Here is a 23,607-nt window from a genome sequence, read left to right on the forward strand (position 1 = left end):
CCTAGCGGGACCGCATCACCGAAAGACGAGCCACACAGTGACTAGCCAGCTTATAAAAATATCGCGCAGCTTCTTGCCCACACTCTCACCACACCCGCCCTTGATTCCCCCAAAGCTCCCCGCTCTCGCCCTTGATCTCGCCCTCGCTCTCAAAAATCCAAGGCCCACCCGATCGAGTCACTGAGTGCGCTGAGCAAGGCACTTACCGCAGCCAATAGTCGACTATGGGCAAGGGAAGTAACGCCGCACAGCACACTCAGGGGCCGATCAGAAGTCCTTACACAATCTTAGGGCGTCGTAGATGGCGGCATGGGTATTGCGCTGGGCTACGCAGTCGCCGATGCGAAACAGCAAATAGCCCTCGCCCGCCTCGCTCAAACAAGGCTGTGGCTGAATCGCGAACAGCGCCTCGACATCGATCTGGCCCTTGTTGCGCGAAGCTTCCTTTAGCGCGTAATACAGGCTCTCGTCCGGGCGCACGCCGTTCTCGACTACAACCTGATCGACCACGCGCTCTTCCTTGGCACCGGTGTATTCGTTCTCCAGCAGGGCGATGAGTTTGTCGCCTTCGCGGTAGACCTTTTCCAGCATCAGGTCGCCGGTCATGACCACTTCCTTGGGGTACATGCTGCGGTAGTAAGTCGGGAACGAGGTGCCGCCGATGGCCACACCGGGCTTGATGTCGTCGGTGACGATTTCGACCTGCGAACCTTTGTCTGCGAGAAAATCGGCAACCGACATGCCGGTGAATTCGCAAATGGTGTCGTACACCAGCACGTTTTTACCGGGCGCGACCTTGCCATCGAGCACATCCCAGCTGCTCACCACCAAGCCTTCTTCAGCGCCCCAATGCGGGTTCTGCTCAAGGTTCGGGTGGCCGCCGTTGGCCAGCACGATGATGTCGGGGCGCAGGTCGAGCAGGGTCGCCGAATCGGCGCCAGTGCCCAGACGCACATCGACGTTCAGGCGCGCGAGTTCCAGTTGATACCAGCGGGTAATGCCGGCGATCTGGTCGCGTTGCGGGGCTTTCGAGGCCGTGGTGATCTGCCCGCCAAGCTGGTCTTTCTTCTCGAACAGCGTTACCTCGTGGCCGCGTTCTGCTGCCACGCGGGCCGCTTCCATACCGGCTGGGCCGCCGCCGACGATGACTACTTTGCGCTTAACGCCGGTGGTTTTCTCGATGATGTGCGGCACGCCCATGTATTCACGCGAAGTGGCGGCGTTCTGAATGCACAGCACGTCGAGGCCCTGATATTGGCGGTCGATGCAGTAGTTGGCGCCCACGCACTGTTTAATCTGGTCGACCTGACCCATTTTGATCTTGGCAATCAGGTGCGGGTCGGCGATGTGCGCGCGGGTCATACCGACCATGTCGACATAACCGCCTTCAAGAATTCGCGTCGCCTGATTCGGGTCCTTGATGTTCTGTGCATGCAGAACCGGAACCTTGACGACTTCCTTGATGCCCGCCGCCAGATGCAGAAACGGCTCGGGCGGATAGCTCATGTTCGGGATGACGTTAGCCAGGGTGTTGTGCGTGTCGCAACCCGAGCCCACCACGCCGATAAAATCGAGCATGTCGGTGTCGTCGTAGTATTTGGCGATCTGCTTCATGTCTTCATGGCTGAGGCCATCGGGGTGGAACTCATCGCCGCAGATACGCATGCCCACACAGAAGTCCGGGCCTACCTCGGCGCGCACCGCCTTGAGTACTTCGAGGCCAAAGCGCATACGCTTTTCAAAGCTGCCGCCCCATTCGTCTTCACGCTTGTTGACGCGTGGCGACCAGAACTGGTCGATCATGTGCTGGTGCACGGCCGACAGTTCGATGCCGTCCAGCCCGCCTGCCTTGGCACGCCGTGCTGCCTGCGCGTAGTTGTCGATGACCCGCCAGATTTCTTCCGGCTCGATGGTTTTGCAGGTGGCGCGGTGCACCGGTTCGCGAATGCCGGACGGCGACATCAGTGTCGGCCAGTGATAGCCATCCCAGCGTGAGCGGCGGCCCATGTGGGTTATCTGGATCATGATCTTGGCGCCGTGCTTGTGCATCGCGTCGGCGAGATTCTGAAAGTGCGGAATAATCCGGTCAGTGGCCAGATTGACTGAACTCCACCACTGCTGGGGGCTGTCGATGGCAACCACCGACGAGCCGCCGCAAATCGCCAGACCAATGCCGCCCTTGGCTTTCTCTTCGTAGTATTTGACGTAGCGCTCGGTGGTCATGCCGCCGTCGGTGGCATAAACCTCAGCGTGTGCAGTGCTGAGCACGCGGTTGCGTATGGTCAGCTTGCCAATCTGAATGGGCTGAAACATTGCTTCGAACGCCATCTGGTACTCCTTAATACGCAAACAAAGCAGCTGCACTCGATCAGGCGCGGGCTCAAGAGCTTGAGAATGCCGGGCCGGGTCTTCGCTTACGGCGCTGTAAACGCTTCAATCAAATAGGGTTAACAATGAACAGGCCATGCTGATGGCCTTCTTCGGAGGCGCTGAATTCCTGCTCGGCCACGGTGCGAATCGAGCTGCCGGAGGCTTCCAGAATCTGGTCCATGGCGCCGGCAAACCAGCCGGTAAACATGTAATCGACCTTGCGCCCGCACTTGCCATACACGTAGACGAATGCCGAGTGCTCAAGGCGTACCTCGGCGGTGCCTTTGGCCAGGTCGATATGTTCAATCTTGAACAGTCCCCAGCCGCGCTGAGATAAACGCTTCATGTAGTGCTCGAAAACCGCCACGCCTTGCAAACCATGCAGCGCTGCTTCTTTTTCACACCAGTGCCAGGCGGATTTGTAGCCGGCTTTGTAGAGGATTTCGGCATAGGCTTCGGCGCCCAAAACCTCTTCGATACCCATGTGGTTGTTGACGAAAAAGTGCCGTGGCACATACAGCATCGGCAGAGCGTCGGTGGTCCAGACGCCGGTTTCGTCGTCGACCTGAATGGGCATTTCGGGTGCGTGTGTGGCCATGTTCAAACTCCAGAAAAAGGTGACTCAAGCGTGTAGTCGGTGCTGGCGCAGCGGGTTCGCTCCGACGCGCCGTAAAGCTGTTTCCAGATTGGGCTGGCTATTTCTCGTTCCAGACATCGGCCAGTACCCGCACCCAGTTCTCGCCCATGACTTTGCGCACCACACGCTCGGGCATGCCGCGCTTGAGCAGGGTTTCAGTCAGGTTGGGGAATTCACCGACGGTGCGGATGCCCAGCGGGTTAACGATCTTGCCGAAGCTGGTCAGGCGGCGGGCGTAACCTTTGTCGTGGGTCAGCCATTCAAAGAAGTCCTGACCGTGGCCCTGAGTGAAGTCGGTGCCGATGCCGATGGCGTCTTCGCCCACCAGATTCATCACGTATTCGATGGCTTCGGCGTAATCGTCGATGGTCGAGTCGATGCCTTTGGCGAGGAAGGGCGCAAACATGGTGACGCCGACAAAGCCGCCCTTATCGGCAATGAACTTGAGTTCTTCGTCAGACTTGTTGCGCGGGTGTTCTTTAAGGCCAGACGGCAGGCAGTGTGAGTAGCAGACCGGCTTTTTCGATTCGAGGATGACTTCTTCGCTGGTCTTCGAGCCCACGTGTGAAAGGTCACACATGATCCCGACGCGGTTCATCTCGGCAACAATTTCGCGACCAAATCCGGAGAGCCCGCCGTCACGCTCGTAGCAGCCGGTGCCGACCAGATTCTGGGTGTTGTAGCACATCTGCACGATGCCGACGCCGAGCTGCTTGAACACATCGACATAGCCAATCTGGTCTTCAAAGGCGTGGGCATTCTGAAAACCAAACAGGATGCCGGTTTTGCCCTGAGCCTTGGCTGCATGGATGTCGGCCGTGCTGCGAACCTGAATAACAAGGTCGCTGTTGTCGCGAATCAGTTGCTGGCTGGAAACAATATTGTTCACCGTGGCCTGAAACCCTTCCCACACCGACACAGTGCAGTTGGCAGCGGTGAGGCCGCCTTTGCGCATGTCTGCAAACAGTTCACGGTTCCATTTACCGATGATAAGCCCGTCAATAACGATGCTGTCGGCGTGTAGTTCGGCTGGGCTCATCAGGCTGTCCCCTCAGGTTCTTGCGCCAGGTCTGGTGACGACGCTTTGAGGTGAGCATATCCCCGAGGGGTAAAGTGACCCGATGCAAAAACGACTGAGGGATTGCCGAAAGCGTCAATCGGCGGATGCAATTCGCTTGTCCGGCGCGATTAACGCTCTGGCGCGGGTGAGCGTTCAGCTTTGTGAGAAGGCAAAAGGCGCGGCGAGTGTTGTGGCTTAAACGGCAGAGCTGCGGCCATTCTCGTGACGGTCATGGCTGGGGCTTCTGCCGAAGCGCTTGCGATAACGCCGTGAGAAGTAGCTGGACGACTCAAAGCCGCAGGCCAGCGATATTTCCAGCACATTCATGTCGCTCTGGCGCAACAATTGGCGGGCTTTGTCCAGACGCAGGTTAAGGTAGAAATTTGCCGGTGTGTCATTCAGGTGCTGGCGAAACAAACGCTCCAGTTGGCGCGGGGTGACATCAACAGCTTCGGCCAGTTGGGTCGGCGTCAGCAGGTTTTCGCAGCGACGCTCCATCTCGGCAATCACATGGCTGAGCTTCTTATTGTGCACGCCATAGCGATTGGTGATCTGCATTCTCTGGTGGTCCTGGCGCGAGCGAATCCGCCCCAGCACAAATTGCTCGGACACCTGCACGGCCATGGCTTCGCCCTGATCACGGGCGATCAGCGTGAGCATCATGTCGATGGTCGAGGTGCCGCCCGCTGTGGTGATGCGCTGCCCGTCGATCTCGAACAATTCCTGGGTGACCTGCAAAGCAGGAAAACGCTCCTGAAATGCATTGATCGCTTCCCAGTGCAGGGTGATGCGCTGCTTGTCGATGAGCCTGGCCTCGGCCAGCACAAAACTGCCGGTGTCGATGCCGCCGATAATCGCGCCCTGTTGCGCAAACCGTTGCAGCCAGTTGGCCAGCCGCGAACTGAATGCCGCCAGCGGTTCAAAGCCGCTGACCACAAAGATTGTGTGTGGCTGGTCCTGATCTTCAAGGCCGCCTTCGACGTTAAGCGACATGCCGTTGCTGGCTTCTACCGGCCCGCCATCAACGCTGAGCAGACGCCAGCGATAAAGATCGGCGTGAAAACGGTTGGCAACGCGCAGCGGCTCGGTGGCGGACATCAGCCCCATCATCGAGAAACCGGGCAGCAGGAGGAACCAGAAGGTTGTCGGCATGCAGTTGAGAGACCTTGGCCGGTGAGTGTGAAGCGATTATTGCGCTGATTATGGCGAGTTTATGCAGGCGAGTCGCTATCGTTCGATAAGTAGTCGGTAAAAGCCGCTTTATCAACGGATGCTCTCGGTATTGTGGCTGCATCGGGCGATATCAAGCCCGGACACGGAAGAGCCGTCTGGCTTTTACAAAACAAAATCGTGGCTAACATCAACCCTGTCTGAGGGGCTGATGCCGCGATATAAACCGTACCGCGAGGGAGCAAAACAATGAATCGTCTCAAACTAATCGCCGCAGGCTGTGTGCTCGCCCTGAGTAGTTCGTCGTTGTTGGCCGCAGAGCAGGCAAGCTGCAAGAACGTTCGGGTTGGCCTGGTCGGCTGGACGGATGTTGTTGCCAGCACCGCAGTCGCGTCCACCCTGCTTGAGGGCCTTGGCTATGAAACCAAGCAGACTCAAGCCTCGCAGCAAATCATTTTCGCCGGTATCCAGAAGGACCAGATTGATGTGTTCCTCGGTTACTGGAAGCCGATCATGGATGACAACATCAAGCCGTTCCTCGACAAGAAGGCGGTCAAGGTCATGCCTGAGCCTTCGCTCAACGATGCCGTTGCAGTGCTGGCCGTGCCAACGTACACCGCCGACAAAGGCCTGAAAACACTGGCCGATATTGCCAAGTTCAAAGATCAGCTGGACGGCAAGATCTATGGCATCGACGCCGGTTCGGGCGCCAATATCGCGATCAAGAAAATGATCGACAGCAATCAGTTCGGTCTGGGTGACTTCAAACTGGTCGAGTCCAGTGAAGCCGGCATGCTCGCCGCCGTTAACCGGGCGACGCGCAGCGACAAGCCCGTGGTGTTCTTTGGCTGGAAACCGCACCCGATGAACCTGCAGTTTCCGATCACCTACCTGACCGGCACCGAGGATGTATTCGGCCCGAATGACGGTGCAGCCACTGTCAGCACCGTAACCGCACCGGACTACGCCGAGCGCTGCCCGAATGCCAACTTGCTGCTGAGCAACCTGCGCTTCACCAGTGAGCAGGAAAGCCAGTTGATGCAGCCGATCATGGATCGCAAAAAGCCGGAAGACGTTGCCCGCGAGTGGATCAAGGCCAACCCGGAAATTGTCTCTGGCTGGCTGCAAGGCGTGACCACCTTCGACGGCAAACCTGCCGACAGCGCGCTCGCCGCGCTCAAGTAACCCCCGCATAAATACCCATGCGCAGCCATTGCTGCGCACGGGTTTCTGTTGCCTTGAACAAAGGAGAAGACCAATGAATTATGAAGTTGTCGTGACCTGCGCTGTTACCGGTGCTGGCGATACAGTGGGCAAGCATCCGGCAATTCCGGTGACCCCGAAGCAAATTGCCGATGCCGCCATCGAAGCCGCAAAGGCTGGCGCCACCGTTGCTCACTGCCACGTGCGCGACCCGCAAACCGGCAAGCCGAGCCGTGATGTGGCGCTGTATCGCGAAGTGGTCGAGCGTATTCGTGAAAGCGACACCGACGTGATCATCAACCTCACCGCTGGCATGGGCGGCGATCTCGAAATCGGCCCCGGCGAAACGCCGCTGGAATTCGGTGCCGGTACTGATCTGGTCGGGCCGATGGAGCGTCTCAAGCACATTGAAGAGCTGCGTCCGGAAATCTGCACCCTCGATTGCGGCACCCTGAATTTTGGTGATGGCGACTACATCTATGTCTCCACCCCGGCGCAACTGCGCGCTGGCGCCAAGCGCATCACCGAGTTGGGCGTTAAAGCCGAGCTGGAAATCTTCGACACCGGCCACCTGTGGTTTGCCAAGCAAATGCTCAAGGAAGGCCTGCTGGAAGATCCGCTGTTCCAACTTTGCCTGGGTATTCCGTGGGGCGCTCCGGCAGACACCGTGAGCATGAAAGCCATGGTCGATAACCTGCCAGCCGGTGCCACATGGGCAGGCTTTGGTATCGGGCGCACGCAAATGCCAATGGCGGCTCAGGCCATGCTGTTGGGCGGCCACGTGCGCGTGGGGCTGGAAGACAATATCTGGCTGGATCGCGGCGTACATGCCACTAACGGGCAACTTGTCGAGCGCGTTATCGAGATCATCCAGCGTCTGGGTGGCCGTGCGCTGACACCGGCTGAAGGCCGCGAAAAAATGAAGCTCAAGCGTCTGGGCTAAGCACCGCTTGATTGAGCGAACCCACTATCGAGCAGGAGTCAGCATGAGCAATCAAACTACCTTTGTGACAGAGATTAAAACCTTCGGCGCTATCTGTACCGGCGTAATCGGCAGTGGCTGGGTCGCCCGCGCCCTGGCCCATGGCCTGGATGTTGTCGCCTGGGACCCGGCGCCGAACGCCGAACAGCAACTGCGCGAGCGTATCGCCAATGCCTGGCCGGCACTGCAAGCGCAGGGTTTGGCGGAAGGTGCCAGCCAGGATCGCCTGCGCTTCGCCGACAGCGTTGAAGCGTGCGCGCGTGAAGCAGACTTCATTCAGGAAAGTGCGCCGGAAGTATTGGCCCTGAAGCTGGATCTGCATGCACGTATCAGCGCCGCAGCCCGCGCCGATGTGCTGATTGGTTCGAGCACATCCGGCTTGCTGCCCAGCGAGTTTTACGCAAGCTCAAGCAACCCGCAACGCTGCGTGGTGGGGCATCCGTTCAATCCGGTTTACTTGTTGCCGCTGGTTGAGGTTGTGGGCGGTAAAGACACTGCGCCAGAAGCCATTGAAGCAGCGATGAGCGTTTACACCGCGCTGGGCATGCGGCCCTTGCATGTGCGCAAGGAAGTGCCGGGGTTTGTTGCCGACCGTCTGCTTGAGGCGCTGTGGCGTGAAGCTCTGCATCTGGTTAATGACGGCGTGGCGACTACCGGCGAGATTGATGATGCAATCCGTTTCGGCGCGGGCCTGCGCTGGTCGTTCATGGGCACCTTCCTGACCTACACACTGGCGGGCGGCAATGCCGGTATGCGTCACTTCATGCAGCAGTTTGGCCCGGCACTGCAATTGCCGTGGACCTACCTGAAAGCGCCTGAGTTGACCGAAAGCCTGATCGACAGCGTGGTCGAAGGCACCGCAGAACAGCAGGGCCAGCGCAGCATTGCCGAGCTGGAACGCTACCGCGATGATTGCCTGATTGCCGTGCAGGAAGCGATTAAACAGACCAAGGCCAAACACGGTTTCGACGCTGCCGAGTGATCGACGCTTACCCAGCCCGCCGGCTTTATGCCGGTCGGGTTGTGCTTGATTCAGGAGAATTGCATGACGCGACTCACCACCTACCAGACGGCCGTGCTGCCCGAATGGGTTGATTACAATCAGCATCTGCGCGATGCGTTTTATCTGCTGATTTTCAGCTATGCCACCGATTCGCTGATGGATCATCTGGGGCTGGATGAGGCAGGGCGCGCGCGCACCGGGCATACCTTGTATACCCTCGAATGCCACCTCAACTACCTCAACGAGGTGCGTTTGGGTGCGGAAGTCGAGGTGCACACGCAACTGCTTGCGTACGACCAGAAGCGTCTGCACGTGCATCACTCTTTGCACTTGGTTGGCGTGGAAGCCGCCTTGGCTGAGAGCGAGCAGATGCTGATGAATATCGACGTCGAAAGCGGGCGTTCGGCAATTCTCGATGAGCAAGTTAACGCACGGGTAGAGGCGTTGTCTGCCGCTCACGCTGGCTTGTCGATGCCGGTTTATGTCGGGCGGGTAATCGGTTTGCCGAAGCGTTAGGTAACCGCGAGCGGTTCGAGCCGCACAAATGGCAAAAGGGCGAGCAATCTGTCGATTGTTCGCCCTTTTGCGTTATGCAGTTGAGTCCGGTCAGTTTGGGTTTCGCTGCTGTTCTGGCGGCGCCGGTTTTATCGCCAACAGGCTGTATCCCAGCAGCGCCAACAGCAAAACAAAACCCAGACTCACGACGCGCTTACTCCGACACGACTTGGCGCAACTGGGGCAGCGGCTGCGCATTCAGGTTGTTGAGCATGCGTTCGCTGTACCAGTCGACAAAGTTGACCACGCCGAACTCGTAAGTCTGCGAGTAAGGGCCTGGCTGGTAGGCGGTGGAGTTGATGCCGCGCTGATTTTCCTCGGCCAGACGACGATCCTGATCGTTGGTTGCATCCCACACCTGACGCAGGCGGGCGACGTCGTAATCAACCCCTTCAACGGCGTCCTTGTGCACCAGCCATTTGGTGGTGACCATGGTTTCTTGCGCGCTGATCGGCCACACGGTGAACACAATAAGGTGGTCGCCCATGCAGTGGTTCCACGAGTGCGGCAGGTGCAGAATGCGCATCGAGCCCAGCTCCGGATTCTTGATGCGGCCCATCAGCTTTTGGCAGCCGCGCTTGCCGTCCATGGTCATCGACTCGGTGCCCTTGAGCAGCGGCATACGCACGATGCGATTGCGCAGACCAAAGCTGGCGTGGGCATAAGGAATGTTCTCGGCTTGCCATTTGGCAGCGGAGTCGGCGACATGATCCTTGAAGTTCTGGTCGGCGCGCGGGTCGGTTACGTCGTCCCACTCAAGCAGTGACTTCAACAACTCCGGGTGCGAGCCGCTGCAGTGGTAGCACTCGCGATTGTTCTCGAGTACCAGCTTCCAGTTGGCCTTTTCCATCAAGGTGGTTTGCACCGCCACCTTGGTGTTTTCCATGTCGTAAGGCTCCATGTAGTGCGCCAGCGTGCTGAGGAAGTCATCCACCGCAGGCGGGTTTTCTGCCAGCGAAATGAAGATATAGCCGCCAGCTGTTTTGCAGTGCACCGGTTTCAGGCCGTACTGGTTGAGGTCAAAATCTGCACCCATTTCCGTGCCGGCAAACAGCAGGCGACCGTCGAGTTCATATGTCCACTGGTGATAATGGCAAACCAGTTTGGCGACCTTGCCTTTTTCGCTGGTGCACAGCCGCGAGCCACGGTGGCGGCAGACGTTGTGAAAGGCATGCACCACGCCTTCGGCGCCGCGAATCACGATGATCGGGTTATTGCCGATTTGCAGCGTCAGGTAATTACCCTTGGCCGGTATTTCGCAAGTCATTCCGGCGATCAGCCACTCCTTGTGGAAGATCTCCTGCATGTCGATCTGGAACAGGCGCTCGTCGTTATAAAACGGCTGCGGCAATGAAAAGGTCCGCTCACGGCTGTGAAGCATATCTACCGTTGCCTTGCGCGCTGGCTCGAGTGGATCGCCGAGGCTCAGAGTCGAAGTGACGTCCATCAGTAACTCCTCAATGGCGATAGTGGGTTTATCGCCGTAAAAGTGGCATTTAGGTGCAGCTGCAAGGTGATTGCGCCGTGCTTTTTCACCGACCGACTGGCGCTGGTTCCATTCATGCGGGCGTGTTCGAGTCTCGACTCAGGGCACACCAATTGATGATTCGGCTAGGGTCGAGTTTGGCTGCGCGCGCGGCTTGATCCTTATCCATGGGCGACACGCCTGAATCAGTTTCCGACCAGCAATGGCCCGTGTTAGCGGGCGGGTCGCGATAAGCATGTAAATGTCGCTAACAGATATATGAGTCGTGCTGGCGTTAAGCACAATCGCAGCATATTCAGGCCGATGTCCGGCCGCGCGCGGAGGCACGTGCATGACCACTAACGACTTTCTAAACCCGGTAACCACCCAGACCTGGAGCAATGGCCGCCATCTGGTGCGTTGCGTCAAGGTCATCCAGGAAACCTGGGATGTCCGCACCTTCTGTTTCATGGCCGACCAGCCCGTGCTGTTCTTCTTCAAACCGGGGCAGTTCGTCACGCTGGAGCTTGAAATCGAGGGCGTGCCGATCATGCGCTCTTACACCATCTCCAGCGCGCCCTCGGTGCCGTACAGCTTTTCGATCACCATTAAACGGGTGCCTGGCGGTAAGGTTTCAAACTGGCTGCACGATAATCTGCATGAAGGCCAGGATCTGGCCGTGCACGGCCCTGTGGGTAACTTCAATGCGATTGATTTCCCCGCAGAAAAAGTGCTGTTTCTCAGCGGCGGTGTGGGGATTACTCCGGTCATGTCGATGGCGCGCTGGTATTACGACACCAACGCTAATGTGGACATGGTGTTTGTGCACAGCGCGCGCTCGCCGAAAGACATCATCTTTCATCGCGAACTTGAGCACATGGCGGCGCGCATCAACAACTTCAGCCTGCACGTCATCTGCGAAAAGCATGGCTTGGGCGAGGCGTGGGCGGGGTATCGGGGCTATCTCAATCAGCCGATGCTGGAGTTGATCGCCCCGGATTATCTCGACCGTGAAATCTTCTGCTGCGGGCCAACGCCCTACATGGCGGCGGTCAAACGCCTGCTGCAAGCCAACAATTACGACATGCAGCGCTATCACGAAGAAGCATTCGGGCCGACTCCGCCCGAGGTTCGCGCTGAAGTTAAGGAGCTGGCAGCAGAAGCGGCCGAGGCGGCGGAAGTACCGGCGACCGATCTGCGTCAGGTCGAATTCGTGCTCACTGGCAAAAGCATCCGGGTTGGCCCGAGCGAAACCGTGCACTCGGCCGCCGCGCAATTGGGCCTGCACATTCCCAAGGCCTGCGGCATGGGCATTTGCGGAACCTGCAAGGTGCTGAAAACTTCGGGCGAGGTCAGCATGGAGCACAACGGCGGCATCACCGATGAAGACGTAGCTGAGGGCTACATCCTGTCATGCTGCAGCGTGCCGCAAGGCGATGTGGCGATAGAGTTTTAAGCAATAGAAAAGGGCGCATGGAGATGCGCCCTTTTTAGTTGCTGCTGCGTAAAACAATCAGAAATAGATCTTTGCAATAGCGACTCAAACGGTCGCTGAGGTAGTAGATAACTTTGATTCCCGATTTAACATAGCTGCCGCGAGCAATACTTGATCTCTGAGCCAGCAGTTACCTGCGTCACGGCTCGCTGACTCAGTCCAGACCATGTCTAGGGTGAACCTTGGAAATCCAATTGGAGGTGCTGACGCTACATGGGAGCTAGTTGCCAGCGTATCAAATACTCGGCGTGGGAGAGTTAGGACGTAGTTGGTGTTTTTGATCAATCCAATCGCGGAGTAGTAGGTGTTAGCTTTAGCAATTATGTCACGGCTCTGTCCATTTCTCAAAAGCCAGCCGTCAACCATATTGGTATTGGTTGTCCAAGGCGTGGGATATATGTGTTTACGATTAACAAATTCTTCAAGTGTAAATGATCCATTTTCAGCTGGATGATCTTTATCAGTTACACAAACAAGTTCGTCTTGAGCTAGTGTTTGACAGCGATGGCTAAGAGTCTTTCGGTGGAATTTAGGTCCGAAACATATCGCCAAGTCGACTTCTCCGCTTTCCAGTTCCCTCGTAAGAATTTCATTTTCAAATTTTATGATATTCACTGATGCGGGCGAATTGTTATTAACTATTTTTAGTAGTCGCGGCAGAATCACTATCTCGAAATACTCTGGGGCTTGTATGTGGAATAGTCGAAACTCAGTGATCTCGCGATGAGACGGGTCACCCGAGTAGCACAGATTAATCTTTTCAATTATTTGAATTATGCTGGGGTAGATTGCGTCTGCTTTGGCTGTAGGCGCCATTGTCCCTCTTTCCGGCACAAATAGGTCGTCATTCATAGCTATCCTGAGCTTCTTGAGACAGTAGCTTACCGTAGACTGGCTTACGCATAGGGCTTCCGATACTACAGTCACGCTACCCCGCTCATAAACGTGAATAAAAACCATCAGATCCTGAATATCTAGTTTGCGTAGCAAGTTGCTTTCAAGCATGGAAATTCCCCTTGTCAGCTATCTGCTTATATTTCATTGGTATAACTTTTAGTCTACGGCTATCTAGAAAATAGCAAAATCTTTTTATTTATTAAATTATCCTAGCGATCAATTTGTCTGTCGCTACATGTGGCTGGTGCGCTAGACAGGCACAGAATGGAGACCCAGGATATGATGATTCGAGTGACCGATATAAACTCTGATCTTTGGAATAAAGCATCATAAGTTAGCAAAAGTAAGCACGATAAGACCTACAACGCCAGTATCGAACAAGCCCCTCAGTATTACGTGGTTGCCCAGTTTGCAGAGAATAATATTCTTACTTGCGCAGGAATCACGTTCGGAGATGAAAGAGATCTACTTCCTGACCAATATATTGATAGTCCGATCGAGGCCGTTTTACTTATGAGGTTCGGGAGGGAAGTTGAACGATCCAAAATTGCCGAAATAAGTAGCTACCTCCGCCACCGGCAGACCTCGTTCGGTCACTTGCTTGACTGCTTCGATTTTGAATTCTTCGGGGTAACGCGGGTTGCTCATGGCACCTCCTAGTGACCGTATTATGGTGTTTGGAGGTGTATACGAATCTAGGGGCGATTTAGAGCGGCGTTTGTGGGGATGGCAGAGAGCTAAGCTGAAATAGCTGTTATCTAACGATAGCCGGGGCAGCGCGCTGGCTCATTGATATCAAGACCGCCATGGCTGCAATAACCATAGCCATACCGAATAGATCAGCAATGCTCGGGTACTGGCGCATCCAGTACCAGTGAGCAGCTGTCGACATTACGGTACTAAGGTAAATGTATGACGTAACCATAGTTGGAGTCAGGATTCCAATTGAGCGATGAAGCAGATAGAAGGTTCCAAGCGTTGCGAAGACTGCAAGATAGGCAATCCAGCCGATGTCACTCCACTGCAAGCTAGCCGCTGATCTCCACCCTCCCGTGAAAAAAGAGTAGCAACCCAGAAATCCAGCTCCAAACGCCATGTTCCAAAAGGTCATTGCCGAGGGGCTGCAACCCTTCAAGCTGAAACCTTTGAAACGTTGGCTCAAAGGAGAATAGGCAGCCATTGCAATACATCCGATACCAAAGACAATGAGAGGGTATACAGGCGACTTTGTATCGGTACCGTTATCTATGATTATGATCGCGCCTAGAGCCGCGATGACCATGGGAGCCGCTTGGAAAATTGATGACCGACGAACGAAGATCAACTCGAAACAGAGTGTTCCCAACGGTACTAACGCATACATAAGTGCCGTGGTTACCGCTGATGTATATCTCAACGCTTCGAAAAGCGAAGCGAAGTAGATTGCCAGTAACATACCCAGGAGTGCATGCCTGGATAGGCCCGCAAGACCGTTTGGTAACTCACGCCGAGCCAGCACTATTGGAAGGAATAGAGAAGCGGAGAGGGCAAGCCTAAGTATCGTCAAAAAGACAGGATCGACGGCGGGACTCACTTCAGCCGCTGCGAAAAATGAAGTTGCTATAAGAACAGCCCACACGATCATGCAGCAATGGGCTCTTAGAAACTTTGTGCCGTTCATTGCCCAGTTTTTCCTAGTCAATATACTAAGCAATGATGTGTTACTAGCGGCTAGTAAGTGGGTGAATATTTAAATAAGTGATGTTAGAAACTAGGGGCGTCTCAGTTGCTGAGCAGCCTCCGTACGGCAAATCCGCATAGTGTTTCTACCGTTGAAAGGTGAATCAAAACCGGTTCTTTAGACAAGAGCTGAGTTCGATACTGTCTCGGATTTGTTCAGATTTCCCAGTAGCTTCCTTGTGATACCTAGTGTTGATAAGTACCCTTCGGCCACCACGTTGCAGGCGTTGTCGCCAGAGCGTTCAGACTCACACTCCAGCGACTCGCAAGGCTGACTTCACATTGGCGCCAGTCCCTTAAACCTCAGGCTGCGCGACCTTGACACTTCTGACGCCAACCTCTGCCTGATCGCGCAATTGTTGCAGTGATGTCACCGCGTAATCCTGAGCCACCCAGTCGGCACGCTCAGCGTCGCTGGCTGGCACAATGAAGCGCCCAAGCAAGGTGTACAGCAGTCCCAGTAACGGCGACAACCAGCAAGCAAAGGCCAGTGGAATGTACAGCAGGCTTTCCCAACTGCCATCGCCAACTACCAAGCCAAGCGAGCTGATGACCACAGCGCCACCCGCATTCCAGGGAATCAGTGGCGAAATCAATGTGCCGCCTTCCTCAAGAGAACGCGACAGGTTAAGCGTGGAATAGCCTTCGCCCCGAAAGATTGGCGCATACATACGCCCCGGCAGCGCGATGGAAAGATACGGGTCGCCCGCAATCACATTGGTCATCGCCGCCGTAGAACTGGCCGCCAGTTGCAAGCCAAAAATCCCGCGCACTTTGAGCAGCACCGCCGCGCACAGCGACTCAAGACAACCGATCACTTCAAGCAGGCCGCCAAACGCCAGCGCGATCATGACCAGCAGAATTACCCACGACATCGACATGATGCCACCACGGTTGAGCAGCGTGTCTATTTCGCTCACGCCCGTGCTCAGCGAATAGCCGCTTTGCATGTAGCCGAACAGCGCCTTCAAGGCTTCGCCCTGCACCCCAAACGCCACCACCGCACCGGCGACCACGCCAACAAACAACGCTGGCAATGCCGGCATGCGGGCCATTGCCAAACCCATCACCAACAGCGGCGGCAACAGCACCCAAATACTGAACTCAAAATTGCTCGCCAGCCCTTCGGTGATGGTTTGGATGCGCTCAAGATCGAGTGCCTGACCTGCCGCCAGCGAGTTGCCAGCCACCAGATAAATCACCAGCGCAATCAGCATCGCCGGAATCGTGGTCGGCATCATGTTGCGGATATGCGCAAACAGATTCACCCCAGTCACTGCGGGCGCCAGATTGGTGGTGTCTGAGAGTGGCGAGACTTTGTCGCCGAAGAAAGCACCGGAAACCACCGCGCCGGCTGTCCACCAGGGCGGGATGCCGAAGCCTGCACCGATCCCCATCAGAGCGAGACCGACAGTGCCGACGGTGCCCCAGCTGGTGCCGAGGGTTACAGAAACCACCGCACACATCAGCATGGCTGCGGCGAGAAAGTATTCCGGCGAGATCAGCTTGAGCCCGTAGTAAATGATCATCGGCACACTGCCGGAGGCGATCCACGTGCCCACCGTCATGCCGACAAGAATAAGGATGGCAATCGACGGTAGCCCAACGCGCACGATGCGCATCATGCCATCTTCCATCGCAGCCCAGCGGTAGCCCAACTTCCAGCCGATAACAGCCGTGATCGCAACACCACAAACCAGCGGTACATGCGGGGTGAACTCACCGAATATAAACAACTGCAACGCCAAAACCGCCAGCGTAGCCACAATCGGTATGAGCGCCATTAACAGTGACGGTCGCTGAGGGGGGATCGATGCCCTTGTCATTATATTTCTCCACCGGTTACTAGTACTTGTTATGCCCTCACGCTATGTCGATATCCGGATTGGGGAATGGTTGTCCACGCCATTTCACCGCCTAAACACGACGCCAATGTGTTGTTTTTCAATGAATTGCGGTTTGGGTATGTCGGTGTTTGGGGCGTTGGCTTGGTGAGGGCGTGTCGATGGAGTTGGTGTGTTTGGGTGTGGCGAATAAGGAAGGAATAGCAGTGACTGGGTGGATCGCCAAAATCACAATCAGTATTTAAATGCTGATAGATTGGTCAGGCGGTCACGTAAGTGGATTTATATTGCCGATTAGAACCGATTCATCCATAGTAATCAGATATAAAATGCTGAAATTAGGTTTTAGCCATGTTCGAGCAACTCACGATTCAAACCTTCGTTGACGGCGAATGGTTCGATGCCGCTGACCTTTCCTTCGCAGACACTGCGCAAGTGGAGGGGAAGAGGTGTGCGCTCACCTACAAGGCTGCCTATTTAGCTCATTTCCTTGATGACTTTGACTCGCTATTCGAGCCTGTGTTGAGTGTTAACGCACCTATGAACTGGTCGCCTGAAGATTATGTAGGGTTCCCCGCCTTCATTCTCGACATAATCCCAGCTGGCGCAGCTAAACGCTCACTACTTCGGCGGTTCAATGATTCCAGACCAGCAGAAATGGATACCGACCTTTTTCTGCTGGGCCAATGTACTCCGGCACCAATCGGAAACCTTCGTATAAAAGAGTCTGTTGAGCGCCTTGAAACATCGCATAACGAAGGCTTCGAGCGGGACGAAATTATCAACAGAGACACAGACTTTCTGGAGTACGCCTACGAGTCAGGTGCTGCGCTTGGCGGGGCGACAGGTGCACAGGGTGAAGCCCCAAAGCTTGTGCTTACAGAGGCGCATGACGGTTTGTTTTACGCCGATGCGATGTTGGCTGATGAAGGCGCCAAAGCCCACTGGCTGGTCAAGTTCCCGCGAAACACAGGGACTTTGACTGACAAGAATATCCTTCGGGCGGAATACCTCTATTACAAAGCTGTCGCGAGGCTTGGCCTTAACACGGTTCCAGTCGATGGCCTGGCGCTTGAGGAGGCTAATAAACCCAGCTTGTGGATGCCACGGTTTGATCGGCGTGTTTCGCCGGAGGGCGTTGAGCGTATCCCCGTAGAGTCGATTTATTCCATACGGCAAATCACCATGGGAGGTGCAAACCAGAACCATGAAGATGTTATGAGATGCCTGATCGAGCTTTGGGTAATGAACGGGCAAGGGGCTGAGGTTGAAGATTTAATCTTCGAATATATCCGTCGCGATCTACTCAACCGGATTCTCGGCAATTCCGACAACCATGGCCGCAACATGGCCATTCACCGCTACAAGGGCTCCTTCTCGCTGGCCCCAATTTATGATTTGGCGCCGATGGTGCTTGATTCGGAAGTGGTGGTTCGTGTGACGAAATGGCTGACAGAAGTCCGGGGGTATCCAGATTGGCGTCAGGCCTGCAATAGCTTTACTGAATTTGCGCCTGCAGACGTGATCTTTGATCGGCTACGCGCAGCAGCTCAGGAGTTCAGGGCGCTACCGGACTTGCTCACCGAGCTGCCAGATGAAGTCAGGCGTTCGAACGCAATACCGTTGAATAACCTGGATATGAATTTGCAAAGATGGGGGCTCCTATGAATGAAATGACAGGAGCAGAGCGTAAGGCTCTCATTGACGACATCATGGCCAAGCATGGGGCGGGTGTTGAGACCCTTGGCACTTGTGTTCGACGCTTACGCCTTGAGGTGACTGGCTTCGATCAAGAGACTTTTGCCGCCATGTGCGGTCTGTCTACACGTGCTCTGTATCAATTGGAGTCTGACAAAGGCAACCCAACCCTCAAGACTATCGATGGAGTCCTGCGCAAGTTTGGACTGCAGATGGGAATTGTTGCTGCGCAACCAAAGCGAAAAAGTACTGCCCGTTTTGTTTATGCGAAAGAGCAGGCTTCGGCGCATGCCCATCAAGTCATGGATAGCGTTGTAACTAAAGCCGCAACTGACCTCGCGCCAAAACGGGGTAGCAAACCACTATCTGCCAGACTGAGCGATAGAAAAAAATGAGCTTTACATCGCTCAGTGCATGAGCGAAACCCTCAAGTAAATAGGGCCGCACTGCGGCTCTTTTCTTTGCATCCGGGGGGGGGTAAATCTGCAGATAGCGCATGTGGGTCATCTGCGCGGGGTGACCTGCTGGGTCCGCCAGCGATCTCTATTGGCCGATAACAGCCAACTCCCCCTTACTCCATCCCCCAACCATGACTCACCATCAATGATTGCCCGGTGAGCGCATTGCTCGGGAAGGCAGCGAACATTAGTGCGACGCGGGCTACGTCTTCGGTGCTGGTGAATTCGCCGTCTACGGTGTCTTTGAGCATGACCTTCTGGATGACGTCTTCTTCGCTGATGCCCAGCTCTTTGGCTTGCTCGGGAATCTGTTTGTCGACCAGTGGCGTGCGGACGAAGCCGGGGCAGATTACGTTGGCGTGAATGCCAGCTGAGCCGCCTTCTTTGGCGACTGTTTTGGCAAGGCCCAGTAAGCCATGTTTGGCGGTGACGTAAGGCGCTTTGAGCTTCGAGGCTTCTTTGGAGTGCACCGAGCCCATGTAGATAATGCTGCCGCCACGGCCCTGTGCGTACATGTGTTTGAGGCACGCTTTGGTGGTTAAGAAGGCACCGTCCAGGTGGATGGCGAGCATCTTTTTCCAGTCGGCGTAACTCAGGTCTTGTACCGGCTGAATGATCTGTATCCCCGCATTGCTAACCAGAATATCAATGCCGCCGAAGGCTTTAACCGCCGCCTCAACGCCAGCGTTCACCTGATCTTCGTCGGTCACGTCGACTTCAATCGCCAACGCCTGCGCGCCGCTGGCTGTGATTTGCGCGGCGGCTTGTTGGGCGGCTTGCAGATTAAGGTCGGCGATGACCACGCTGGCGCCTTCGACGGCAAACAGTTCAGCGATTTGTTTGCCGATGCCGCTGGCGGCGCCGGTGATAAAAGCAACTTTGCCGGATAATTGCACGGTGTGCCTCCTGCTTTCTTGGCGCGAGAGGCCGCTAGCGTGGGCAGCAGCGGCCGGAGTGGGGTGGCAAACAGACGAGGGTTTAAGCGCTCGCAACGACCGCGCGAATATCGCTGGCCAGCTCGCGTACGCGCTCCTCTTCAATGTCCCATGAGCACATGAAGCGTGCGCCGCCCGCACCAATAAAGGTGTAGAAGCGCCAGCCTTTGTCGCGCAAGGTTTGCAGTGCCGGCTCGGGCATCTGCAAGAACACGCCGTTGGCTTGCACGGGAAACATCAGGCTGACGCCCGGCACATCGCTGACCAGTTCGGCCAGCAGGCGTGCGCAACGGTTGGCGTGTTGTGCGTAGTGCAGCCACGCGCCGTCTTGCAGGATGCCGACCCAGGGCGCCGATAAGTAGCGCATCTTCGACGCCAATTGGCCGGCTTGCTTGCAGCGGTAGTCGAAATCTTCGGCCAGGTCTTTGTTGAAGAACAGGATGGCTTCACCCACGGCCATGCCGTTTTTGGTGCCGCCAAAGCACAGCACATCGACGCCGGCTTTCCACGTCAGCTCAGCCGGTGTGCAGCCAAGAAACGCGCAGGCATTGGAGAAACGCGCGCCGTCCATGTGCAAGTTCAGCCCCAGATCGCGGCAGGTTTCGCTGATGGCGCGCACTTCATCCGGGGTGTACACGGTGCCGACTTCGGTGGCTTGAGTCAGCGTAACAACGCGCGGCTTGGGGTAGTGAATATCCTGACGCTTGAGCGCCACTTCGCGGATCGACTCGGGCGTCATCTTGCCGTTTTCACTGCTGGCCACCAGCAGTTTCGAGCCGTTGGAGAAGAACTCCGGCGCGCCACACTCGTCGGTCTCAACGTGGGCCGTCTCCGAGCAGATCACGCTGTGGTAACTCTGGCAAAGCGCGGCCAGTGCTAATGAGTTGGCGGCGGTGCCGTTAAAGGCAAAAAACACTTCGCAGTCGGTTTCGAACAATTTGCGGAAGTGGTCGGAGGCGAGTGCCGTCCAGTGGTCGTCGCCGTAAGCGCGCTCGTGGCCGTGGTTGGCCTCGGCCATTGCTGCCCATGCTTCAGGGCAGATGCCGGAATAGTTGTCGCTGGCGAACTGTTGCGTTTTATCGGTCATGCGGGGGTCCTTCAAGCCGTTGCCTATGCGCCCCTCGTGAGGGCCGGCGGGTGCGCTGATTTTACGCGAGGTTGGCGCCTGCAGAACATGTTTGATTGCCCTGTTGGCGATGAATGACTGTTAAGTCAGATTTTAACGGATTCCCTGAGTACCTGCGTTACCGCCAGATATCGCAATGGTTGATGGCTTTTGCAGTGCTGACAGCCGAGCAGGATTTTGCTGAGTGGCTTTGCAAAACAACGCCGTCTGTACAGCGCGTTGGTGTTTTCAGACATGCGGCGCAGCCGCCACCTCAGCAGACGCGCCACTTAGGCTGATTTACGACATGAGCATGTCGTAAACGAAGTTACCCATGACGTACATAGGCATCTAGCGGGCAGAGCCGAGTCATACCATCGCTGCAAACGGCAACTCGCCGCATCTAACAATAGGCTGCACCGCAGGAGATCAGTGATGTTCAGCAAAAATGACCAGATACAGGGTTACGACGACGAGTTGCTCAGTGCAATGAATCAAGAAGAGCAGCGTCAGGAGCATCATATCGAGCTGATCGCCTCGGAGAACTACACCAGCAAGCGGGTGATGGAAGCTCAAGGCAGCGGGCTTACTAACAAGTACGCGGAAGGCTATCCGGGCAAGCGCTATTACGGCGGTTGTGAGTATGTCGACAAGGTTGAGCAATTGGCGATTGATCGCGCCAAGCAGTTGTTCGGCGCCGACTACGCCAACGTGCAGCCGCACTCGGGCTCGTCTGCCAACTCGGCGGTGTATCTGGCGCTGCTGCAAGCGGGCGACACCATTTTGGGCATGAGCTTGGCACACGGTGGCCACCTGACTCACGGCGCTAAAGTCAGCTCGTCTGGCAAGCTGTACAACGCGGTGCAATACGGCATTGATACCAGCACCGGCCTGATTGATTACGACGAAGTCGAACGGTTGGCGCTGGAGCACAAGCCAAAGATGATTGTGGCGGGCTTCTCGGCTTACTCGAAAACCCTCGATTTCCCGCGTTTCCGTGCAATTGCCGACAAGGTTGGCGCTTACCTGTTTGTCGACATGGCGCACGTTGCGGGTCTGGTGGCGGCGGGGCTGTACCCGAATCCGTTGCCATACGCCGATGTGGTCACCACCACGACGCATAAAACCCTGCGCGGTCCTCGCGGCGGTTTGATTCTGGCCAAGGCCAACGAAGAGATTGAAAAAAAACTCAACTCGGCAGTCTTCCCCGGCGCTCAGGGCGGGCCGTTGATGCACGTGATTGCCGGTAAGGCGGTGTGCTTCAAAGAGGCGCTGGAACCGGGCTTTGTTGAGTATCAGCGGCAGGTGATCAAAAACGCTCAGGCGATGGCCAAGGTGTTTATTGATAACGGTTTTGATGTGGTGTCCGGCGGCACCGACAACCACCTGTTTTTGCTCAGCCTGATCAAGCAAGGCATTACCGGCAAAGATGCTGATGCGGCGCTGGGCCGTGCGGGTATCACGGTTAACAAGAATGCGGTGCCGAACGATCCGCAATCACCGTTTGTGACCTCTGGCCTGCGCATTGGTACGCCAGCGGTGACCACGCGCGGTTTCAAAGAACCTCAGTGCATTGAGTTGGCTGGCTGGATTTGTGAGCTGTTACAGAACCTCGGCGATGCCGATGTTGAAGCGCAAATCGCGGGACTGGCTGCTGGGCTGTGCGCGGATTACCCCGTTTACCGCTGATGGTTGGAGGCGGCCGCTGAGTCGGCCGCCGGAATCGTCTCGGCTGCAAATTTAGGAGCATCACATGCAACGATATTCTGGCTTTGGCCTGTTCAAACATGCCTTCAGTCATCATGAGAACTGGCAGCGCATGTGGCGCAACCCGACCCCTAAGCCGGTCTACGACGTGATCATCGTCGGCGGCGGTGGTCATGGTTTGGCAACCGCTTACTACCTCGCCAAAGTGTTTGGCGTGAAGAACGTCGCAGTGGTTGAGAAGGGCTGGTTAGGCGGCGGTAATACGGCGCGTAACACCACGATTGTGCGTTCCAACTACCTGTGGGATGAGTCAGCGCAACTCTATGAGCATGCGATGAAACTGTGGGAAGGTCTCTCGCAAGACCTCAACTACAACGTGATGTTTTCGCAGCGCGGCGTTTATAACCTGTGCCATACGCTGCAAGACATGCGTGACTCTGAGCGTCGCGTCAGTGCCAACCGCCTCAATGGCGTGGATGGCGAGTTGCTCGATGCGCGTCAGGTCGCTGAAGAGATTCCGTATCTGGATTGCAGCAAAAACACCCGCTATCCGATTATGGGCTCGACTGTGCAGCGCCGTGGCGGTGTGGCGCGTCACGACGCCGTGGCCTGGGGCTATGCGCGCGCGGCGGATGCCTTGGGCGTGGACTTGTTGCAGCAGACCGAAGTGACTGGTTTCCGTAAGGAAAACGGCGTGGTGATTGGCGTTGAAACCAATCGCGGCTTTATCGGTGGCAAGCGTGTCGGCGTGGTTACTGCGGGTAACTCCGGGCACATGGCCAAGCTGGCGGGCTTCCGTTTGCCGCTGGAATCACACCCTCTGCAAGCATTGGTGTCTGAGCCGATTAAACCGGTGATCGACAGCGTAATCATGTCCAACGCCGTGCACGGTTACATCAGCCAGTCGGACAAAGGAGATTTGGTAATTGGCGCCGGTATCGACGGCTGGAACGGCTACGGTCAACGTGGCTCGTATCCGACGATCGAGCACACGCTGCAAGCCATCGTCGAGATGTTCCCGGTGCTGTCACGCGTGCGCATGAACCGTCAGTGGGGCGGCATTGTGGATACCAGCCCGGACGCCTGCCCGATTATCTCGAAAACCCCAGTCCCTAATCTGTTCTTCAACTGTGGTTGGGGCACGGGTGGTTTCAAGGCCACGCCGGGCTCGGGCCACGTGTTTGCCGCCAGTTTGGCCAAAGGTGAAATGCACCCGCTGGCAAAACCGTTTGCGATGGATCGTTTCCATACCGGCGCACTGATCGACGAGCACGGCGCTGCTGCCGTGGCTCACTAAGAGGGCT

19 protein-coding genes and 2 pseudogenes are annotated in these 23,607 nt (G+C 56.2%); 10 read left to right on the top strand and 11 right to left on the bottom strand.

The features are described from left to right. Positions 1 to 267 precede the first annotated feature (267 nt). The 4 genes from dgcA to BM395_RS04975 all read right to left on the bottom strand — a co-directional run bounded on the left by dgcA (position 268) and on the right by BM395_RS04975 (position 5,219). Positions 268 to 2,328 (bottom strand): dimethylglycine demethylation protein DgcA, encoded by a 2,061-nt coding sequence (gene dgcA / locus BM395_RS04960; RefSeq protein ID WP_090509331.1) that lies wholly within the window; start codon positions 2,326 to 2,328, stop codon positions 268 to 270. 109 nt (positions 2,329 to 2,437) lie between these two features. Beyond that, entirely contained in the window at positions 2,438 to 2,968 is a 531-nt protein-coding gene (locus BM395_RS04965; RefSeq protein ID WP_069898197.1) for a 4-vinyl reductase, read from the bottom strand. A 97-nt stretch (positions 2,969 to 3,065) separates the two neighbouring features. Beyond that, the gene (locus tag BM395_RS04970) at positions 3,066 to 4,046 is read right to left on the bottom strand and encodes a dipeptidase (RefSeq protein WP_090509334.1); all 981 of its coding nucleotides are present in this window, start codon (positions 4,044 to 4,046) and stop codon (positions 3,066 to 3,068) included. 216 nt (positions 4,047 to 4,262) lie between these two features. Further along, on the bottom strand, positions 4,263 to 5,219 hold the full coding sequence (locus BM395_RS04975; protein ID WP_090509337.1) for a GlxA family transcriptional regulator: 957 nt from the start codon (positions 5,217 to 5,219) through the stop codon (positions 4,263 to 4,265). 267 nt (positions 5,220 to 5,486) lie between these two features. On the opposite strand from BM395_RS04975, the gene choX reads away from it, so the two are divergent. From choX to BM395_RS04995, 4 genes are all read left to right on the top strand, one after another. After that, entirely contained in the window at positions 5,487 to 6,422 is a 936-nt protein-coding gene (choX, locus tag BM395_RS04980) for a choline ABC transporter substrate-binding protein (RefSeq protein ID WP_090509339.1), read from the top strand. A 73-nt stretch (positions 6,423 to 6,495) separates the two neighbouring features. After that, positions 6,496 to 7,383, top strand: coding sequence for a 3-dehydrocarnitine:acetyl-CoA trimethylamine transferase CdhC (gene cdhC / locus BM395_RS04985; protein WP_090509342.1), 888 nt, complete (start codon positions 6,496 to 6,498; stop codon positions 7,381 to 7,383). Between the two features lie 43 nt (positions 7,384 to 7,426). Next, on the top strand, positions 7,427 to 8,404 hold the full coding sequence (locus BM395_RS04990; protein ID WP_090509346.1) for an L-carnitine dehydrogenase: 978 nt from the start codon (positions 7,427 to 7,429) through the stop codon (positions 8,402 to 8,404). Between the two features lie 63 nt (positions 8,405 to 8,467). Then, positions 8,468 to 8,941, top strand: a complete 474-nt coding sequence (locus BM395_RS04995; RefSeq protein ID WP_090509350.1) for a thioesterase family protein — start codon at positions 8,468 to 8,470, stop codon at positions 8,939 to 8,941. A 193-nt stretch (positions 8,942 to 9,134) separates the two neighbouring features. Here the strand turns inward: BM395_RS04995 and gbcA are convergent, their stop codons facing one another. Further along, on the bottom strand, positions 9,135 to 10,427 hold the full coding sequence (gene gbcA, locus BM395_RS05000; RefSeq protein ID WP_069898190.1) for a glycine-betaine demethylase subunit GbcA: 1,293 nt from the start codon (positions 10,425 to 10,427) through the stop codon (positions 9,135 to 9,137). A gap of 370 nt (positions 10,428 to 10,797) precedes the next feature. On the opposite strand from gbcA, the gene gbcB reads away from it, so the two are divergent. Continuing rightward, positions 10,798 to 11,901, top strand: a complete 1,104-nt coding sequence (gene gbcB / locus BM395_RS05005) for a glycine-betaine demethylase subunit GbcB (protein ID WP_069898189.1) — start codon at positions 10,798 to 10,800, stop codon at positions 11,899 to 11,901. 84 nt (positions 11,902 to 11,985) lie between these two features. On the opposite strand, the gene BM395_RS05010 is transcribed toward gbcB, so the two are convergent. Then, entirely contained in the window at positions 11,986 to 12,945 is a 960-nt protein-coding gene (locus BM395_RS05010) for a LysR family transcriptional regulator (RefSeq protein ID WP_090509354.1), read from the bottom strand. Positions 12,946 to 13,233: 288 nt separating this feature from the next. On the opposite strand from BM395_RS05010, the pseudogene BM395_RS23810 reads away from it, so the two are divergent. Further along, positions 13,234 to 13,371: pseudogene (locus tag BM395_RS23810) on the top strand (hypothetical protein); the annotation flags it as partial. 15 nt (positions 13,372 to 13,386) lie between these two features. Here BM395_RS23810 and BM395_RS23105 read toward each other — a convergent pair. From BM395_RS23105 to nhaC, 3 genes and pseudogenes are all read right to left on the bottom strand, one after another. Further along, positions 13,387 to 13,485: pseudogene (locus BM395_RS23105) on the bottom strand (transposase); the annotation flags it as partial. Positions 13,486 to 13,591: 106 nt separating this feature from the next. Then, a complete protein-coding gene (locus tag BM395_RS05020; protein WP_090509359.1) occupies positions 13,592 to 14,497 on the bottom strand; it encodes a DMT family transporter in 906 nt (301 codons plus the stop codon). A 355-nt stretch (positions 14,498 to 14,852) separates the two neighbouring features. After that, complete coding sequence (nhaC, locus tag BM395_RS05025) at positions 14,853 to 16,382, bottom strand: Na+/H+ antiporter NhaC (RefSeq protein WP_090509362.1); 1,530 nt, start codon at positions 16,380 to 16,382, stop codon at positions 14,853 to 14,855. 369 nt (positions 16,383 to 16,751) lie between these two features. On the opposite strand from nhaC, the gene BM395_RS05030 reads away from it, so the two are divergent. Next, positions 16,752 to 18,068 carry a type II toxin-antitoxin system HipA family toxin gene (locus tag BM395_RS05030; protein ID WP_090509365.1) on the top strand — a complete coding sequence of 439 codons (1,317 nt, stop codon included), beginning with the start codon at positions 16,752 to 16,754 and terminating at the stop codon, positions 18,066 to 18,068. Beyond that, on the top strand, positions 18,065 to 18,493 hold the full coding sequence (locus tag BM395_RS05035; RefSeq protein ID WP_244528930.1) for a helix-turn-helix domain-containing protein: 429 nt from the start codon (positions 18,065 to 18,067) through the stop codon (positions 18,491 to 18,493). The genes BM395_RS05030 and BM395_RS05035 overlap by 4 nt, the downstream gene beginning before the upstream one ends. Before the next feature lie 176 nt (positions 18,494 to 18,669). Here the strand turns inward: BM395_RS05035 and BM395_RS05040 are convergent, their stop codons facing one another. Both BM395_RS05040 and BM395_RS05045 read right to left on the bottom strand, forming a co-directional pair. After that, complete coding sequence (locus BM395_RS05040; protein ID WP_090509370.1) at positions 18,670 to 19,452, bottom strand: 3-hydroxybutyrate dehydrogenase; 783 nt, start codon at positions 19,450 to 19,452, stop codon at positions 18,670 to 18,672. Between the two features lie 82 nt (positions 19,453 to 19,534). Continuing rightward, complete coding sequence (locus BM395_RS05045; RefSeq protein WP_090509373.1) at positions 19,535 to 20,578, bottom strand: threonine aldolase family protein; 1,044 nt, start codon at positions 20,576 to 20,578, stop codon at positions 19,535 to 19,537. A 453-nt stretch (positions 20,579 to 21,031) separates the two neighbouring features. On the opposite strand from BM395_RS05045, the gene glyA reads away from it, so the two are divergent. Together glyA and BM395_RS05055 are read left to right on the top strand one after the other, a co-directional pair. Beyond that, on the top strand, positions 21,032 to 22,285 hold the full coding sequence (gene glyA / locus BM395_RS05050) for a serine hydroxymethyltransferase (RefSeq protein WP_090509376.1): 1,254 nt from the start codon (positions 21,032 to 21,034) through the stop codon (positions 22,283 to 22,285). A gap of 64 nt (positions 22,286 to 22,349) precedes the next feature. Next, a complete protein-coding gene (locus BM395_RS05055; protein ID WP_069898183.1) occupies positions 22,350 to 23,600 on the top strand; it encodes a sarcosine oxidase subunit beta in 1,251 nt (416 codons plus the stop codon). Positions 23,601 to 23,607 lie beyond the last annotated feature (7 nt).

This window comes from Pseudomonas marincola (assembly GCF_900116605.1).
Taxonomy (GTDB): Bacteria; Pseudomonadota; Gammaproteobacteria; order Pseudomonadales; family Pseudomonadaceae; genus Aquipseudomonas; species Aquipseudomonas marincola.

Coding starts and splice junctions, on each gene's coding strand:
- dgcA (WP_090509331.1), bottom strand. CDS start 2,328: ATGGCGTTCGAAGCAATGTTTCAGCCCATTCAGATTGGCAAGCTGACC.
- BM395_RS04965 (WP_069898197.1), bottom strand. CDS start 2,968: ATGGCCACACACGCACCCGAAATGCCCATTCAGGTCGACGACGAAACC.
- BM395_RS04970 (WP_090509334.1), bottom strand. CDS start 4,046: ATGAGCCCAGCCGAACTACACGCCGACAGCATCGTTATTGACGGGCTT.
- BM395_RS04975 (WP_090509337.1), bottom strand. CDS start 5,219: ATGCCGACAACCTTCTGGTTCCTCCTGCTGCCCGGTTTCTCGATGATG.
- choX (WP_090509339.1), top strand. CDS start 5,487: ATGAATCGTCTCAAACTAATCGCCGCAGGCTGTGTGCTCGCCCTGAGT.
- cdhC (WP_090509342.1), top strand. CDS start 6,496: ATGAATTATGAAGTTGTCGTGACCTGCGCTGTTACCGGTGCTGGCGAT.
- BM395_RS04990 (WP_090509346.1), top strand. CDS start 7,427: ATGAGCAATCAAACTACCTTTGTGACAGAGATTAAAACCTTCGGCGCT.
- BM395_RS04995 (WP_090509350.1), top strand. CDS start 8,468: ATGACGCGACTCACCACCTACCAGACGGCCGTGCTGCCCGAATGGGTT.
- gbcA (WP_069898190.1), bottom strand. CDS start 10,427: ATGGACGTCACTTCGACTCTGAGCCTCGGCGATCCACTCGAGCCAGCG.
- gbcB (WP_069898189.1), top strand. CDS start 10,798: ATGACCACTAACGACTTTCTAAACCCGGTAACCACCCAGACCTGGAGC.
- BM395_RS05010 (WP_090509354.1), bottom strand. CDS start 12,945: ATGCTTGAAAGCAACTTGCTACGCAAACTAGATATTCAGGATCTGATG.
- BM395_RS05020 (WP_090509359.1), bottom strand. CDS start 14,497: ATGAACGGCACAAAGTTTCTAAGAGCCCATTGCTGCATGATCGTGTGG.
- nhaC (WP_090509362.1), bottom strand. CDS start 16,382: ATGACAAGGGCATCGATCCCCCCTCAGCGACCGTCACTGTTAATGGCG.
- BM395_RS05030 (WP_090509365.1), top strand. CDS start 16,752: ATGTTCGAGCAACTCACGATTCAAACCTTCGTTGACGGCGAATGGTTC.
- BM395_RS05035 (WP_244528930.1), top strand. CDS start 18,065: ATGAATGAAATGACAGGAGCAGAGCGTAAGGCTCTCATTGACGACATC.
- BM395_RS05045 (WP_090509373.1), bottom strand. CDS start 20,578: ATGACCGATAAAACGCAACAGTTCGCCAGCGACAACTATTCCGGCATC.
- glyA (WP_090509376.1), top strand. CDS start 21,032: ATGTTCAGCAAAAATGACCAGATACAGGGTTACGACGACGAGTTGCTC.
- BM395_RS05055 (WP_069898183.1), top strand. CDS start 22,350: ATGCAACGATATTCTGGCTTTGGCCTGTTCAAACATGCCTTCAGTCAT.